This is a genomic window from Bradyrhizobium sp. KB893862 SZCCT0404 (assembly GCF_018130885.1).
GTDB classification, from domain to species: Bacteria; Pseudomonadota; Alphaproteobacteria; order Rhizobiales; family Xanthobacteraceae; genus Bradyrhizobium; species Bradyrhizobium stylosanthis.
In genome coordinates, this window is the sequence record NZ_JAFCLT010000005.1 from 306,555 (window position 1) to 321,306 (window position 14,752).

Genomic DNA, 14,752 nt, shown 5'->3' on the forward strand with positions numbered 1-14,752 from the left:
TCGAAAACGCTCTAGCGCGGCTCAAGGCAGATCTCCGCCAGTTTCACGAAGGCGCGGGCGCGATGCGACAGGCCAAGGCCAAGCGGCGGCAGGCCGTGCTTCTCGATGCTGGTCATCTCGCCGAAGGTGCGGTCGTAACCATTGGGCAAAAACATCGGATCGTAGCCGAAGCCGGCGGTGCCGCGCGGCGGCCAGGCCAGCGTGCCATCGACGCGCGCCTCGACCTCTTCGAGATGATCGTCGGGCCAGGCAACGCAGAGTGCGGACACGAAATGCGCAGTGCGCTTTGCTGGCGTGGTGGCGCCTCGCTCCTGCAACAGGCGCTCGATCTGCGCCATGGCCGCGTTGAAATCCTTGCCCGGGCCGGCCCAGCGCGCGCTGTAGATGCCGGGGGCGCCGTCGAGCGCGTCGACCACGATGCCGGAATCATCGGCGAACGCGGGAAGCTTGGTCGCCTGCGCCGCCGCGATCGCCTTGATCGCGGCATTGCTGCGGAAGTCGTTGCCGGTCTCATCGGGTTCGGCGAGGCCGAGCTCGCCGGCCGACACCGCCTCGATGCCGTAAGGCGCGAGCAGCTCCTTCATCTCGGCGAGCTTGCCGGGATTGTGGGTCGCGATGACGAGCTTTCCGGTGATTCGGCGGTGCATGGCTTATTGACTACGCGACAGCCAGTTTCTGCAAGTCCACCAGGCGCGCGATGCCCTTCTGGGCCAGGCCGATGAGCTTCAGGAACTCGTCCTGCGTGAACGGTTCGCGTTCCGCGGTGCCCTGCACCTCGATGATGCGGCCATCGCCGGTCATGACGAAATTGGCATCGGTCTCGGCTTCCGAATCCTCGGCATAGTCGAGGTCGAGCACCGGCGTGCCGTTGTAGATGCCGCAGGAGATCGCGGCGACGTTGTCGCGCATCACGTTGGCCTTGATCATGTTGCGCGCCTTCATCCAGTTGATGCAATCGGCGAGCGCGACCCAGGCGCCGGTGATCGAGGCCGTGCGGGTGCCGCCATCGGCCTGGAGCACGTCGCAATCGACCGTGATCTGGCGCTCGCCGAGCGCTTCGAGGTCGACGATGGTGCGGAGCGAGCGGCCGATCAGGCGCTGGATCTCGACGGTGCGGCCGCTCTGCTTGCCGGCGGAGGCTTCGCGGCGGGTGCGTTCGGAGGTCGCGCGCGGCAGCATGCCGTATTCGGCGGTGACCCAGCCGCGGCCCTGGCCCTTCAGCCACGGCGGCAGGCGGTCTTCCAGCGTGGCGGTGACCAGCACATGGGTGTCGCCGAATTTCACGAGGCAGGAGCCTTCCGCATATTTGACCACGCCGCGCTCGAGCGTCACGGGGCGCAATTCGTCGGGCGCACGGCGGCTTGGCCGCATGGGAAATCCTCCAGAAATCTCGGAATTGGGCTGTTCGCGGTGCTTGTAGGTGGGGTGAGGGTGGGCAGCAAGGCTTTTTCGCCCCCGGTTTTCCACCCCGCAAACGCCACGCTTGTCAGAACCGTCCTGGATGGACAAATTATGAGCATCTGAGAGGAGTTACCGTCTGTGGCCCATCACGATCCGATCCATCTGATCGCGCCGCGCGCAGGCCTCGCCCAGCTCAACGAGCGTTCCCGCGACATCTTTCGTCAAATTGTCGAAAGCTATCTCGCGACCGGCGAGCCCGTGGGCTCGCGCAACATTTCCCGCCTGATCGCCATGCCGCTGTCGCCGGCCTCGGTCCGCAATGTCATGGCCGATCTGGAACAGCTCGGCCTGATCTACGCCCCGCACACCTCCGCCGGCCGGCTGCCGACGGAACTCGGCCTGCGCTTCTTCGTCGACGCCCTGATGCAGGTCGGCGACCTCAATGACGCCGAGCGGCAGGCGATCCAGAGCCAGCTCACCTCCGTCGGCCAGGCCCAGTCGGTCGAGGCCGCGCTGGACCAGGCCCTGACGCGGCTGTCGGGCCTGACCCGGGCCGCGGCCGTGGTGCTGACGCCGAAATCCAATGCGCGGCTGAAGCACATCGAGTTCGTCCGGCTGGAACCGGAAAAGGCGCTGGTGATCCTGGTCGGCGAGGATAGCCAGGTTGAAAACCGCGTGCTGACGCTGCCGCCGGGGGTTCCCTCGTCGGCGCTGACCGAGGCCGGCAATTTCCTCAATGCGCGCATCCGCGGCCGCACGCTGGCGGAGGCGCGGCTCGAGCTCGAAACCGCGCTCGGGGAGGCCCGTGCCGAGCTCGACCAGCTGACCCAGAAGGTGATCTCGGCCGGCATCGCCAGCTGGTCCGGCGGCGAGAGCGAGGACCGCCAGCTCATCGTCCGCGGCCATGCCAATCTGCTGGAAGACCTGCACGCGCTGGAGGATCTGGAGCGGGTCCGCCTGCTGTTCGACGATCTCGAGACCAAGCGCGGCGTGATCGACCTGCTCGGCCGCGCCGAGACCGCGGAGGGCGTGCGCATCTTTATCGGTTCGGAGAACAAACTGTTTTCCCTGTCGGGCTCCTCCACGATCATCTCGCCGTATCGGGATGCCGCCGGCCACATTGTCGGCGTTCTCGGTGTGATCGGGCCGACGCGGCTGAATTATGCCCGCGTGATCCCGACCGTGGACTATGCCGCCCGGATCGTCAGCCGCCTGCTGGGGGGCTGACCGGCATTTGCGCCGATCACGGGCGCTTGATTTTCGGAGCTTTAGGCACGATATCCGGGCCAACAATCCCTGGAAACGAGTTCGAGATTTGAGCCGATGACCGATCGAGACCGGCAACCCGAAGACACGACCGCGCCGAGCGGCGAGCCCGTGGTGTCGAAACCCTACATCATGCCCGACGATCCCGAACCGGGTTCGGTCGAGCTGTTGCAGAAGGAAGCCGCCGAGGCCCGCGACCGCATGCTGCGGACGCTGGCCGAGATGGAGAACCTGCGCAAGCGCACCGCCAAGGAAGTCGCCGACTCCAAGCTCTACGGTATCACCGGCTTTGCCCGCGACGTGCTCGACATCGCCGACAATCTCCAGCGCGCGCTCGATGCCGTTCCGGCCGAAGCGCGAGCGGCGGCCGATCCCGGCCTGACCGCGCTGATCGAGGGCGTCGAGCTCACCGAGCGCTCGCTGCTCAGCGCACTTGAAAAGCACGGCGTGAAGAAGCTCGATCCGCAGGGCCAGAAGTTCGATCCGAACTTCCATCAGGCGATGTACGAGGTGCCCGATGCGTCGGTGCCGTCAGGTACCGTCGTGCAGGTCATGCAGGCCGGCTACACCATCGGCGAGCGCGTGCTGCGCCCCGCTCTGGTCGGTGTCGCCAAGGGCGGCGCGAAGCCCGCGCCTGCGGCGAACAGCAACGAAGTGAACTGAGCCCGATCCTCATCCTGAGGAGCGCGCTCGCGCGCGTCTCGAAGGATGAAGGCCCGGCTCTCGCAGCTGGGCCTTCCATGGTTCGAGACGGCGCTGACGCGCCTCCTCACCACGAGGGTCTGGTCGTGCGCCCCGCCTACGCGCTCGCCGCGATATCCGCAGACTGAATCCGCTTCACGCCGGCCTTGGCCATGTCGGCCCAGGCCTTTGCCAGCGAGCCCTGGGTGTCGATGCCGCGGCAGGCGTCCTCCACGACATAGACTTCGAAGCCCGCCTTGCGTGCGTCCAGCGCGGTCCAGGCGACGCAGAAATCCGTCGCCAATCCCGCCACGAACACGCGCTTGATCTTGCGGCCCTTCAGATATCCCGCGAGTCCGGTTGAGGTCTTGCCGTCGGCTTCGAGGAAGGCCGAGTAGCTGTCGACGTCCTTGTGAAAACCCTTGCGGATGATGAGTTCGGCGTGCGGGATCGACAGGTCCTTCGACAGCGCAGCGCCGTCGGTGCCCTGCACGCAATGGTCCGGCCACAGCACCTGCTTGCCGTAAGCGAGATCGACGGTCTCGAACGGCTTCTTGCCGGAATGGGTCGAGGCAAACGAAACGTGGCCCGGCGTGTGCCAGTCCTGCGTCATCACCACGTTCGCGAACGATTTTGCCATCTTGTTGATGACGGGCACCACCTGCTCGCCTTCCTTCACCGCGAGGCTGCCGCCGGGCAGGAAGCAGTTCTGCACGTCGATCACGAGCAGCGCGGAGGCATCGTCCGGCTTGATCGACGCGGCCGCAAACAGCGCTGACGGCGCCAGCGTCGCGAACGCCGTCGTTCCAAGTGCTGCTAAAATCTGTCGCCGATCCAGCATCGTTCGCCTCCCCTTGGGATGATCCAACGGGGGAAGCCTAGTTCCGTTCGTATACGAACAGAAGCCCGAAAATGCGGCCGGCTTTGGTGAGGGGTTGGGCTCTCTCCGCGTCCCCCGCTGCAACCTCTCCCGCTTGCGGGGGAGGTCGGCGCGAAGCGCCGGGTGGGGGTTCTCTCCACATCGGGAGTGCCCCTATGCGGAGACACCCTCTCTCCAACCCGGAGGCGGGGGAGGGAGCGCATGTCGTACGGAGATGCAGCTACCCCTTCGGCTGAATCCCGTCGCGCACGGCGCGGAAGCGGGTGAAGGCGGCTTGCCACTGGTCGCGGGGGGCGCTGGCGATGATGCGCAGCGAGGCGCCGCCGCTGGAGAAGCGGATCCACTGCACCACGGTCACCGGCACCTTGTCCTTGCCGCTGACGCCGTCGATCCGGGTCTCAAAGCCCTGCTGGCCGTTGATGCGGATCGGCTCTGACATGGTCACGCGCGATTCGCGCACGCCGGGGATCTGGAGCGCGGCCTCCTGGGCGAAGCGCGCGCGGTCGTCGGCGGCTTGCGGGGTGGCGCCGATCAGGCCGAGGATCATGAAGGGCTTGGATTCATAGCCCGAGCCCTCATTGCCGTCGGCCAGGATGATGCTCGAGCCCGGCGCCAGCGTGCGGATGTCCTTGAAGTCGGCAAGATCGGTGATCTTGAACGGCATCAGCCCGATCTGCTCTTCGGCCGAGACCTGCTTGCGCGTGGTGGCACTCGCAAACATCTGCCGCACGGCTTCATCCGTGTAGATCTTGGTCGCATTCTCGGGGATCTGGACCGCGACATAGCCGGAGAAGCCTGCGCCCGGCACGATCATCGAATAGCGCTTCACCGGGGTGTCGCCGGCCTTGCCGCTCTCGGTGGTGAAGTAGGCGAGGCCCGCGGGCGTCTCGATCTTGTCCTGCTTGACGCCGCCGGTGCCGGCCGGATTGGAATTGAAGGCGCTGACGACCTCGCCATAGGCCGCCGGCGGCAGCTCGGTGATCAGCACCTTGACGTTGCCGTCCTCGCTCTCGAAGCCCGGAAAGGTCTTGGCCGTGCTGAGACCGACCAGGGGCACCATGCCGAGGCGCAGGCCCGGCGGGAAAACGGCATCGGCCGCCAGGGCCGGAAACGCGGAGGCAATAAGCAGGGCGAGCGCGGCGAGGGGGCGGGTCAGCTTCATGGGCACTCTGATTGGTTCACATTGAGGCCGTTCGATGGTCGGCCCTCGGGCGCTTTGTCGCGCGAAGCAGCCTTGGCGGAGCTGCCGGCCGGCCCGCCTTTTAGCGGGTTTGGCCCTGCCGTAACAGGGTGGGGGCGGATTGCGGCCGGCGGGGTGGCGGATCACCGGACCTGTTAATATTTCATCACCCGCAAGGGCGGTTGAGCCCGGATATCATCTCTTAAAACCCAATGTTTTCACGGCCGAAACGTGGTTTCGGTCCTTGCGGCCCCCTCCCCCCCTCCTATATGAGCCTCAATCATCGCAATATCGCGGATGTTTGATCTTAGGGGGTTTCGGTTCGGGTGCCTTCTGGGCCCAGCCAACCTGCCGCAAAAAGAAGGATATCAGGACCATGGGAAAGGTCATTGGGATCGACCTCGGCACCACGAACTCGTGCGTTGCCGTAATGGATGGCAAAAACGCCAAAGTCATCGAGAATTCCGAAGGCATGCGCACGACGCCTTCGATCGTCGCCGTCACGGACGACGGTGAGCGCCTCGTCGGCCAGCCTGCTAAGCGCCAGGCCGTTACCAATCCGGAGCGTACGTTCTTCGCAGTGAAGCGCCTCATCGGCCGCCGCTACGACGACCCGATGGTCGAGAAGGACAAGAAGCTCGTTCCGTACAAGATCGTGAAGGCTTCCAACGGCGACGCCTGGGTCGAGGCCGACGGCCAGACCTACTCGCCCTCGCAGGTCTCTGCTTTCATCCTGCAGAAGATGAAGGAGACCGCGGAAGCCCATCTCGGCCAGAAGGTCGACCAGGCCGTCATCACCGTTCCCGCCTACTTCAACGACGCCCAGCGCCAGGCGACCAAGGACGCCGGCAAGATCGCTGGCCTTGAAGTGCTGCGCATCATCAACGAGCCGACCGCGGCCGCGCTCGCCTATGGTCTCGACAAGACCAAGACCGGCACGATCGCCGTGTACGACCTCGGCGGCGGCACGTTCGATATCTCCATTCTCGAAATCGGCGACGGCGTGTTCGAGGTGAAGTCGACCAACGGCGACACCTTCCTCGGCGGCGAAGATTTCGACATGCGCCTCGTGGGTTATCTGGCCGACGAGTTCCAGAAGGAGCAGGGCATCAACCTGCGCAACGACAAGCTCGCGTTGCAGCGCCTGAAGGAAGCCGCTGAAAAGGCCAAGATCGAGCTGTCCTCGACGACGCAGACCGAGATCAACCTGCCCTTCATCACCGCGGACCAGACCGGGCCGAAGCATCTGACGATGAAGCTCACCCGCGCCAAGTTCGAAGCGCTGGTCGACGATCTCATCCAGAAGACGGTCGAGCCCTGCCGCAAGGCGCTGAAGGACGCCGGCGTCACCGCCGGTGAGATCGGCGAAGTGGTGCTGGTCGGCGGCATGTCGCGCATGCCGAAGGTCCAGGAAGTCGTGAAGCAGCTGTTCGGCAAGGAGCCGCACAAGGGTGTCAACCCGGACGAAGTCGTGGCGATCGGTGCCGCGATCCAGGCCGGCGTGCTCCAGGGCGACGTCAAGGACGTGCTGCTGCTCGACGTGACCCCGCTGTCGCTGGGCATCGAGACGCTGGGCGGCGTGTTCACCCGCATCATCGACCGCAACACCACGATCCCGACCAAGAAGAGCCAGGTGTTCTCGACGGCTGAAGACAATCAGAATGCCGTCACCATCCGCGTCTTCCAGGGCGAGCGTGAAATGGCGGCCGACAACAAGATGCTCGGCCAGTTCGACCTGATGGGCATTCCGCCGGCTCCGCGCGGCATGCCGCAGATCGAGGTGACCTTCGACATCGACGCCAACGGCATCGTCAACGTCTCGGCCAAGGACAAGGCCACGGGCAAGGAGCAGCAGATCCGCATCCAGGCCTCCGGCGGCCTGTCGGAAGCCGACATCGAGAAGATGGTCAAGGACGCCGAGGCCAATGCCGAGGCGGACAAGAAGCGCCGCGAGGCCGTCACCGCCAAGAACGAGGCCGATGGCCTGGTGCATTCGACCGAGAAGGCCCTGGCCGAGCACGGTTCGAAGGTCGCCGAGACCGAGCGCCGCGCCATCGAGGATGCCGTCAGCGACCTCAAGGAAGCGCTGAAGGGCGACGATGCCGAGGCGATCAAGGCCAAGACCCAGACGCTGGCGCAGGCTTCGATGAAGCTCGGCGAGGCCATGTACAAGCAGCAGGCCGAGGCCGACGCCAAGAAGGATGCGGCCAAGGACGACGTTGTCGACGCGGAGTTCACCGAAGTCGACGACGACAAGAACAACAAGAAGTCCGCATAAGCCCCAAGAGGGTCATGATGCGGACGGCTTGGACCCCACACGCTTCACCGGCCTCCCCCTTCAGGGGGGAGGCTGTCGTGTCGGGCGGTACGGGCGGGATGCCCGTTACGATCGATCAATTCCCAGCCGTTATTCTCAACGCCGCCATGCAGCCCTCTGCCACGACGCGGAAGGCTGCCTATATCGTCGCGTGGCGACGTTGTTTCGCTCCGACTTGACTCGCGATTGGATAGACCGAGCCTGCCATGTCCACCAAGCGCTGCTATTACGAAACCCTCGAAGTCGAACGCACCGCTGACGATTCCGTCCTGAAATCGTCCTTTCGCAAGCTGGCGATGAAGTTCCACCCCGATCGCAATCCCGGGGACGACACCAGCGAGGTCAAGTTCAAGGAAATCAACGAGGCCTACGAAGTCCTCAAGGACAAGGACAAGCGCGCCGCCTACGACCGTTTCGGCCACGCGGCCTTCGAGCAGGGTGGTGGCGGCGCCGGCTTCGGCGCAGGCTTCGCCTCTTCCTTCTCCGACATCTTCGAAGATCTGTTCGGCATGGCCGGGCAGCGCGGCCGTGGCGGCCGCGAGCGCGGTGCCGACCTGCGCTACAACATGGAGATCACGCTCGAGGAAGCCTTTGGCGGCAAGACCGCGCAGATCGAGATCCCGGTCTCGGTCACCTGCGAGGCCTGCTCGGGCATCGGTGCCAAGGCCGGCACCAAGCCGAAGACCTGCTCGACCTGCGGCGGCGCCGGCCGCGTGCGGCAGTCGCAGGGCTTCTTCACGCTCGAACGCACCTGCCACGGCTGTCAGGGCCGCGGCCAGATGATCGAGGACGCCTGCCCGTCCTGCGCGGGCCAGGGCCGCGTCACGCGCGAGCGGACGCTGTCGGTGAACATTCCCCAGGGCGTCGAGGACGGCACGCGGATCAGGCTCGCCGGCGAAGGCGAGGCCGGGGTGCGCGGCGGTCCGCCCGGCGACCTCTACATCTTCCTGTCGCTGGCCCAGCACCAGTTCTTTCAGCGCGACGGCGCGGACCTGCATTGCCGTGTGCCGATCTCGATGGTGACGGCCGCCCTCGGCGGCGAATTCGAGGTGCCCACCATCGACAAGGCCAAGGCGAAGGTGAAGGTGCCCGCCGGGACCCAGTCCAACCGCCGATTCCGCATTGCATCAAAAGGCATGCCCGTGCTGCGGTCGCGCCAGACCGGCGACATGTACGTCCAGGTCGTGGTCGAGACCCCGCAAAATCTCACCAAGAAGCAGCAGGAGTTGCTGGCCGAGTTCGAAAAGCTCTCATCCGGGAATACCCAGCCGGAAGCCGAGGGTTTCTTCGCCAAGGTCAAGGACTTCTTCGGTAATCGAGCGAACTGACTCGGCTTGACCATACCGCCTGCGGCCTATACGTCTTTATGACCATTTTCTGACACGCCGCGGTCCCGCGGTCCCGTCCGGTCCTGACATGCCATTGCCATCGTCCGCGCGTGCGTTGAAGAAGCCCCGTCTCGATGACGAGGTGCGCTTTCTGAGATCATGGATCGAAAAGCCCCTCCACATGGGCGCGGTGATGCCGTCGGGCAAGCTGCTGGCCCGGACCATGGCTCATTATGTCGACGTCGATTCCGACGCGCCCGTGGTCGAGCTCGGGCCCGGCACCGGTGCCATCACATCAGCGCTGATCGAGCGCGGCGTCGATCAGAAGCGTCTCGTCCTCGTCGAATACAATCCCGGCTTCTGCGCGCTGCTGCGTGATCGCTACCCGCAAGCCAAGGTCGTGCAGGGCGATGCCTACCGCCTGCGCGATACGCTCTGGAACGTGCTGGGTGCGCCCGCTTCGGCCGTGGTGTCCGGCCTGCCGCTGGTCACGAAACCGATGCTGACGCGGCTGCGGCTCATCCGCGACGCCTTCACGGCACTGGCGCCCGGCGCGCCCTTCGTCCAGTTCACCTATGCGGTGGTGCCGCCGATCCCGAAATCGCTGCCCGGCGTGTCCACAGAGGCCTCGGAACGGATCTGGATGAACCTTCCGCCGGCCCGCGTCTGGGTGTATCGCAAGGATTAATTCCGCCGGCTCCTTCTATGCGCGGCGGGTTCGTTTCGCCGAACGTATTGGATTGGATGTCAGCTCCGAAGATCCTGGTCATTCCCGGCTCGCTGCGCACCGGCTCGCACAATGCGAAGCTGGCGGCGGTCATCGCCCATGCATTCGCCCAGGCCGGCGTCGACGTCACCCGCATCTCGCTCGCCGACTTTCCGCTGCCGATCTACGACGGCGATCTCCAGGCGAAGTCCGGCGTGCCCAAGCACGCGATCAATCTCAAGCGCATGATCGGCGCGCATCATGGCGTGCTGATCGTCTCGCCCGAATACAATGCATCGGTGCCGCCGCTGCTGAAGAACGCGATCGACTGGGTCAGCCGCGTCCACGAGCTGCACGAGGCGCGCGGCGAGGTGTTTCGCAGCCGTGCTTTCGCGCTCGCAGGCGCTTCGCAGAGCCGCCTCGGCGCCGCCCGAGCGCTCCAGGCGTTGCGCCTGATCCTGACCTCCTGCCACGCCAATGTGATTGCCAGCCAGCTCACGCTCGCCTTTGCCCACGAAGCCTATGACGATATGGACAGGCTGAAGCACGAGAGCGATATCGCAGGGCTGAAGGAGCTGGTCGCGCAGTTGATCGACATTTCCCAACGCATGATGTGAGGTGACATGACGCCAGCCGAAATCGCCCCGAAAGACCGCCTGATCGTTGCGCTCGATCTGCCGAGCGTTGAGGCCGCGGAAGCGATGATCGCAAGGCTCGGCGACAGCGTCTCGTTCTACAAGATCGGCTATCAGCTCGCTTATGCCGGCGGCCTGCCGCTGATCGGCAAGCTCGCCGACAAGGGCAAGAAGGTGTTTGCCGATCTCAAGATGCACGACATCGGCAACACTGTCGCGCGCGGCACCGAGAGCGTCGCCAAGCTTGGTGCAACTTTCGTGACCGTGCATGCCTATCCGCAGACCATGAAAGGCGCTGTCGAGGGACGCGGCAGTGCTAGCCTGAAGATTCTCGCCGTGACGGTGCTGACCTCCTACAACGAGGACGATCTGCACGCCGCCGGTTATCGGCTCGGTGTCTCCGAGCTGGTCGAAGCGCGCGCGCAGCAGGCGCAGGTTCTCGGTGTCGACGGGCTGGTGTCATCGCCCGAGGAAGTCGGCAGCCTTCGCAAGATCGTCGGCCACCAGATGACGCTCGTGACACCCGGTATCCGCCCGGCGGGTTCGGCCAGCGGCGACCAGAAGCGCATCATGACGCCGGGCCGTGCGATTGCCGCCGGCGCCGACTATCTCGTCGTCGGACGGCCGGTGGTCGAGGCCGCCGATCCCAAGGCGACGGCAGAAGCCATTCACGCCGAGATCGCGCAGGCGCTTCGAGCATGATCCGGAAAAGTGCGCAGCGGTTTTCCAATCAGATCAGTCTCAAATAGAGACTGCCAACCACCGGACAACAAGGGAGAAGAACAATGGCAAAGGGCTACTGGATCGGACGCGTCGATGTGAGCAGCGACGAGGGCTACAAGCCCTATGCCGTCGCCAACGGTCCGATCTTCAAGAAGTGGGGCGGCCGCTTCGTCGTCCGCGCCGGCAAGTTCACCACCGTCGAAGGCGCCAGCCGCACCCGCAACGTCGTCATCGAATTCCCGAGCTACCAGACCGCAATCGACTGCTACAACTCGCCGGAATACCAGGCCAACATCAAGGTGCGCCAGCCGCACTCGGTCGCCGACCTCATCATCATCGAGGGCTATGACGGCCCGCAGCCGGCGGACGGCTGACGGATACCGTCATTCCGGGGCGCCCAAAGGGCGAACTATGGTGCGCAATTGCGCACCTGAGAATCTCGAGATTCCGGGCTCGATGCTGCGCATCGCCCCGGAATGACGGTGAACGTGGCGTCGCGCCCTACAATCCCCCTCGGTTGCCGGAACTCCATCCCCCCGCTACAACGGCCTCCGAAGAGGATTACACCATGTCCGACATGCGCTTGATTGTTGCAGGAGCCGGCGGCCGGATGGGCCGCGCGCTGGTGCGGGCGATTGCCGAGAGCAAAGGCGCGGTGCTGGCAGGTGCGCTGGAGGCGCCGGGCTCGGAGCTGCTCGGCAAGGATGCCGGCGTGCTCGCGGGGCTCCCCGCCAACGGCGTCAAGCTGTCGGCCGATCTCTGGGCGATGTCGAAGGAGGCCGACGGAATCCTCGATTTCACCGTGCCGGCCGCGACCATCGCCAATGTCGCGATCGCCGCCGAGCGCGGCCTCGTGCACGTCGTCGGCACGACGGGGCTATCGGGCTCCGACAACGCCGTGATCAAGAGCGTCACCAACCGCGCGGTGGTGGTGCAGTCGGGCAATATGAGCCTCGGCGTCAATCTGCTCGCCGCCGTGGTCAAGCGCGTCGCCAAGGCGCTGGACCAGAGCTTCGACATCGAGATCGTCGAGACCCATCACCGCATGAAGGTCGATGCGCCCTCGGGCACGGCGCTCATGCTGGGCCAGGCCGCAGCCAGCGGCCGCGGCGTCCCCCTCGACGAGCATTCCGAGCGCGGCCGTGACGGCATCACCGGCGCGCGCCGGCCGGGCAATATCGGTTTCGCCTCCTTGCGCGGCGGCACCGTGGCCGGCGACCACAGCGTGACCTTCCTCGGTCCGTTCGAGCGCCTGACGCTGTCGCACCAGGCCGAGGACCGCATGCTGTTTGCGCACGGCGCGCTCAAGGCGGCGCTGTGGGCGCACGGCAAGCCGCCGGGGCACTACTCCATGGCCGACGTGCTCGGCCTTTCCGACATCTGAACAAACATGGAAATCAGTTGATGAGTGAACGACTCCTCGTGCTCGTGCGCCATGGCCAGAGCGAATGGAATCTGAAGAACCTGTTCACGGGCTGGAAGGACCCCGACCTCACCGAGCTCGGCGTCAAAGAGGCCAAGGAAGCCGGCCGCAAGCTGAAGGCGCAGGGCCTCGTGTTCGACGTCGCCTACACCTCGGTGCTGACGCGCGCGCAGCACACGCTCGACCTCATCCTCGGCGAGCTCGGCCAGAAAGGCCTGCCGACCTCGAAGGACCTCGCGCTGAACGAGCGCGACTATGGCGATCTCTCCGGCCTCAACAAGGACGACGCGCGCAAGAAGTGGGGCGAGGACCAGGTGCTGATCTGGCGCCGTTCCTACGACGTGCCGCCGCCCGGCGGCGAAAGCCTGAAGGACACGCTGGCGCGCGCCCTGCCGTACTACGTGCAGGAGATCCTGCCCGGCGTGCTCAACGGCAAGCGCACCCTCGTCGCCGCCCACGGCAACTCGCTGCGCGCGCTGATCATGGTGCTGGAGAAACTGTCGCCGGAAGGCATCCTGAAGCGCGAGCTCGCGACCGGCGTACCGATCATCTACCGGCTCAACGCGGATTCAACCGTGGCCTCGAAGCTGGATCTGGCGGGGTAGGTTTCCGCCACAATGGCGGTGCCGTAGGGTGGGCAAAGCGAAGCGTGCCCACGCAGCGTCAGCGACTTAAGACAAATGGTGGGCACGGCGCTTTGCGCCTTTGCCCACCCTACGAGACCTTTGCCGGGACGGCGATTACTGCACCCCGACCCGCCCGGCTTCCCAGCCCAGCATCGCCTGCTTGCGGGTGATGCCCCAGTGATAGCCGGTGAGCGTGCCGCTCTTGCCGAGTGCGCGGTGGCAGGGCACGACGAACGAGACCGGGTTCCTGCCGACCGCAGCGCCGACGGCGCGCGAGGCCTTCGGGTTGCTGATGTTGCAGGCGATGTCGGAATAGGACACCGCGCGGCCCATCGGAATCTTCAGCAACGTCTCCCACACCCGCACCTCGAAATCGGTGCCGATCAGCACCACGCGCAGCGGCTGGTCGGGCCGCCAGAGTTTTGTGTCGAAGATGCGCGCGGCGAGCGGCGCGGTGCCCTCGTGATCCTCGACATAGGTCGCGTTCGGCCAGCGCCGCGTCATGTCGGCGAGCGCGATCTTCTCCTCGCCGGGATCGGCAAAGGCGAGGCCCGAGAGGCCGCGATCGGTCGCGATCACGATGGCGGTGCCGAACGGCGAGGGATGGAAGCCGTAGCGCAAGGTCAGCCCCGCGCCGCCGTTCTTCCATTCGCCCGGCGACATCGCTTCATGGGTGACGAAGAGGTCGTGCAGCCGGCCCGGACCCGAGAGCCCGGAGTCGAGTGCCGCATCGAGGATGCTGGCGGAATCCCGCAGCAGCCCCTTGGCGTGGTCGAGGGTGAGCGCCTGCATGAAGGCCTTCGGCGTGATCGAGGCCCAGCGGCGGAACAGATGGTGCAGTTCGTCCGGTGTGACGCCGGCCGCATCCGCCATCGCCTCGATGGTCGGCTGCGCGCGCCAGTTCTCGGAAATGAACGCGATCGCCCGGCGCACGGAATCATAGTCGCGCAGCGCTGCGTTCTGGGGGCCCGGCTTGGCCAAGCGCTGGTCATGGATCGCGAGTGTCATCATGACCGGAAATGTAGGAGAGGGGCGGGCTTGAAACCACCCGATTTCCGACGGGATTTCAGTTGATCGGATTGTAGGTCGGCCCGCGCTTGGCGGCGTTGAGTGCCTCGACCAAGCCTTTGTAAAAACTAGCCTTTTCCTCAGGCCCGAGGAACCTCGCGATGCGGATCTGGTGGCCGCGCGAGATCAGATAGAGATGCTCGATGCCAAAATCCTCGTCGACTTCCATGTCGAGGCGGACCCAGAGCGGATTGAAGGTCCATTCGGCGACCTGGCCGTGATGGCTGATGCGCCTCACGCGCAGTTCGGAGGTCGTGACCGTGATTTCCTCGCGCGCCCGGGCGGTGCCGAAATTGACCCTGAAGGCCCACCACACCACGAGCACGTCGAGACCGAAGAAGCCAAGCACGGGCCAGGCGCCCTTCATCAGGAAGGCGAGCCCGGTGGCAAAGCTGACGACGCTCAGGAACAGCATGACGGCGAGGAAGCCGGTGCGGTTCAGCGAGCGGTGCGGCGTCAGCAGCGCGGAGAAGATCTGAGGCTCGTTCTCGCGCTCAATTTCGTTGCCTGTGCTCATC

At 65.4% G+C, this 14,752-nt stretch carries 16 protein-coding genes; 10 read left to right on the forward strand and 6 right to left on the reverse strand.

Going from position 1 to position 14,752, the window contains the following annotated elements; genetic code table 11:
- Positions 1-11 precede the first annotated feature (11 nt).
- Together rdgB and rph are read right to left on the reverse strand one after the other, a co-directional pair.
- Entirely contained in the window at positions 12-647 is a 636-nt protein-coding gene (gene rdgB / locus JQ617_RS22085) for an RdgB/HAM1 family non-canonical purine NTP pyrophosphatase (protein WP_212028120.1), read from the reverse strand.
- Between the two features lie 10 nt (positions 648-657).
- Positions 658-1,371, reverse strand: a complete 714-nt coding sequence (rph, locus tag JQ617_RS22090) for a ribonuclease PH (RefSeq protein ID WP_063685433.1) — start codon at positions 1,369-1,371, stop codon at positions 658-660.
- A 168-nt stretch (positions 1,372-1,539) separates the two neighbouring features.
- On the opposite strand from rph, the gene hrcA reads away from it, so the two are divergent.
- Together hrcA and grpE are read left to right on the forward strand one after the other, a co-directional pair.
- Positions 1,540-2,628, forward strand: coding sequence for a heat-inducible transcriptional repressor HrcA (gene hrcA / locus JQ617_RS22095; protein WP_063685435.1), 1,089 nt, complete (start codon positions 1,540-1,542; stop codon positions 2,626-2,628).
- A gap of 96 nt (positions 2,629-2,724) precedes the next feature.
- A complete protein-coding gene (gene grpE / locus JQ617_RS22100) occupies positions 2,725-3,330 on the forward strand; it encodes a nucleotide exchange factor GrpE (protein WP_063685437.1) in 606 nt (201 codons plus the stop codon).
- Between the two features lie 136 nt (positions 3,331-3,466).
- On the opposite strand, the gene pncA is transcribed toward grpE, so the two are convergent.
- Both pncA and JQ617_RS22110 read right to left on the reverse strand, forming a co-directional pair.
- Positions 3,467-4,189: a bifunctional nicotinamidase/pyrazinamidase gene (gene pncA / locus JQ617_RS22105; protein WP_212028121.1), complete on the reverse strand. Its 723-nt coding sequence runs from the start codon at positions 4,187-4,189 to the stop codon at positions 3,467-3,469.
- 259 nt (positions 4,190-4,448) lie between these two features.
- On the reverse strand, positions 4,449-5,390 hold the full coding sequence (locus tag JQ617_RS22110) for a hypothetical protein (protein WP_212028122.1): 942 nt from the start codon (positions 5,388-5,390) through the stop codon (positions 4,449-4,451).
- Between the two features lie 394 nt (positions 5,391-5,784).
- On the opposite strand from JQ617_RS22110, the gene dnaK reads away from it, so the two are divergent.
- The 8 genes from dnaK (at position 5,785) to JQ617_RS22150 (ending at position 13,145) form a co-directional block, all read left to right on the forward strand.
- Positions 5,785-7,686, forward strand: a complete 1,902-nt coding sequence (dnaK, locus tag JQ617_RS22115) for a molecular chaperone DnaK (protein ID WP_011083506.1) — start codon at positions 5,785-5,787, stop codon at positions 7,684-7,686.
- 245 nt (positions 7,687-7,931) lie between these two features.
- Positions 7,932-9,053 carry a molecular chaperone DnaJ gene (dnaJ, locus tag JQ617_RS22120; RefSeq protein WP_145657580.1) on the forward strand — a complete coding sequence of 374 codons (1,122 nt, stop codon included), beginning with the start codon at positions 7,932-7,934 and terminating at the stop codon, positions 9,051-9,053.
- Between the two features lie 88 nt (positions 9,054-9,141).
- Positions 9,142-9,741, forward strand: coding sequence for a class I SAM-dependent methyltransferase (locus JQ617_RS22125; RefSeq protein ID WP_063685446.1), 600 nt, complete (start codon positions 9,142-9,144; stop codon positions 9,739-9,741).
- Positions 9,742-9,797: 56 nt separating this feature from the next.
- Positions 9,798-10,376, forward strand: coding sequence for an NADPH-dependent FMN reductase (locus JQ617_RS22130; protein ID WP_212028123.1), 579 nt, complete (start codon positions 9,798-9,800; stop codon positions 10,374-10,376).
- A gap of 6 nt (positions 10,377-10,382) precedes the next feature.
- Positions 10,383-11,096 carry an orotidine-5'-phosphate decarboxylase gene (gene pyrF / locus JQ617_RS22135; protein ID WP_212028124.1) on the forward strand — a complete coding sequence of 238 codons (714 nt, stop codon included), beginning with the start codon at positions 10,383-10,385 and terminating at the stop codon, positions 11,094-11,096.
- A gap of 83 nt (positions 11,097-11,179) precedes the next feature.
- Positions 11,180-11,491, forward strand: a complete 312-nt coding sequence (locus JQ617_RS22140; protein WP_145657576.1) for a DUF1330 domain-containing protein — start codon at positions 11,180-11,182, stop codon at positions 11,489-11,491.
- Positions 11,492-11,685: 194 nt separating this feature from the next.
- Complete coding sequence (dapB, locus tag JQ617_RS22145; protein ID WP_212028125.1) at positions 11,686-12,501, forward strand: 4-hydroxy-tetrahydrodipicolinate reductase; 816 nt, start codon at positions 11,686-11,688, stop codon at positions 12,499-12,501.
- Positions 12,502-12,521: 20 nt separating this feature from the next.
- A complete protein-coding gene (locus tag JQ617_RS22150; RefSeq protein WP_063685454.1) occupies positions 12,522-13,145 on the forward strand; it encodes a 2,3-bisphosphoglycerate-dependent phosphoglycerate mutase in 624 nt (207 codons plus the stop codon).
- Between the two features lie 135 nt (positions 13,146-13,280).
- Here JQ617_RS22150 and JQ617_RS22155 read toward each other — a convergent pair whose 3' ends face one another.
- Positions 13,281-14,177 (reverse strand): methylated-DNA--[protein]-cysteine S-methyltransferase, encoded by an 897-nt coding sequence (locus JQ617_RS22155; RefSeq protein ID WP_212028126.1) that lies wholly within the window; start codon positions 14,175-14,177, stop codon positions 13,281-13,283.
- A gap of 55 nt (positions 14,178-14,232) precedes the next feature.
- Positions 14,233-14,751, reverse strand: coding sequence for a DUF2244 domain-containing protein (locus JQ617_RS22160; RefSeq protein WP_212028127.1), 519 nt, complete (start codon positions 14,749-14,751; stop codon positions 14,233-14,235).
- Position 14,752 lies beyond the last annotated feature (1 nt).

Bases quoted from the DNA above. Each gene is read 5' to 3' on its own strand.
- rdgB (WP_212028120.1), bottom strand. From the start codon at position 647: ATGCACCGCCGAATCACCGGAAAGCTCGTCATCGCGACCCACAATCCC.
- rph (WP_063685433.1), bottom strand. From the start codon at position 1,371: ATGCGGCCAAGCCGCCGTGCGCCCGACGAATTGCGCCCCGTGACGCTC.
- grpE (WP_063685437.1), top strand. From the start codon at position 2,725: ATGACCGATCGAGACCGGCAACCCGAAGACACGACCGCGCCGAGCGGC.
- pncA (WP_212028121.1), bottom strand. From the start codon at position 4,189: ATGCTGGATCGGCGACAGATTTTAGCAGCACTTGGAACGACGGCGTTC.
- JQ617_RS22110 (WP_212028122.1), bottom strand. From the start codon at position 5,390: ATGAAGCTGACCCGCCCCCTCGCCGCGCTCGCCCTGCTTATTGCCTCC.
- dnaK (WP_011083506.1), top strand. From the start codon at position 5,785: ATGGGAAAGGTCATTGGGATCGACCTCGGCACCACGAACTCGTGCGTT.
- dnaJ (WP_145657580.1), top strand. From the start codon at position 7,932: ATGTCCACCAAGCGCTGCTATTACGAAACCCTCGAAGTCGAACGCACC.
- JQ617_RS22125 (WP_063685446.1), top strand. From the start codon at position 9,142: ATGCCATTGCCATCGTCCGCGCGTGCGTTGAAGAAGCCCCGTCTCGAT.
- JQ617_RS22130 (WP_212028123.1), top strand. From the start codon at position 9,798: ATGTCAGCTCCGAAGATCCTGGTCATTCCCGGCTCGCTGCGCACCGGC.
- pyrF (WP_212028124.1), top strand. From the start codon at position 10,383: ATGACGCCAGCCGAAATCGCCCCGAAAGACCGCCTGATCGTTGCGCTC.
- JQ617_RS22140 (WP_145657576.1), top strand. From the start codon at position 11,180: ATGGCAAAGGGCTACTGGATCGGACGCGTCGATGTGAGCAGCGACGAG.
- dapB (WP_212028125.1), top strand. From the start codon at position 11,686: ATGTCCGACATGCGCTTGATTGTTGCAGGAGCCGGCGGCCGGATGGGC.
- JQ617_RS22150 (WP_063685454.1), top strand. From the start codon at position 12,522: ATGAGTGAACGACTCCTCGTGCTCGTGCGCCATGGCCAGAGCGAATGG.
- JQ617_RS22155 (WP_212028126.1), bottom strand. From the start codon at position 14,177: ATGATGACACTCGCGATCCATGACCAGCGCTTGGCCAAGCCGGGCCCC.
- JQ617_RS22160 (WP_212028127.1), bottom strand. From the start codon at position 14,751: ATGAGCACAGGCAACGAAATTGAGCGCGAGAACGAGCCTCAGATCTTC.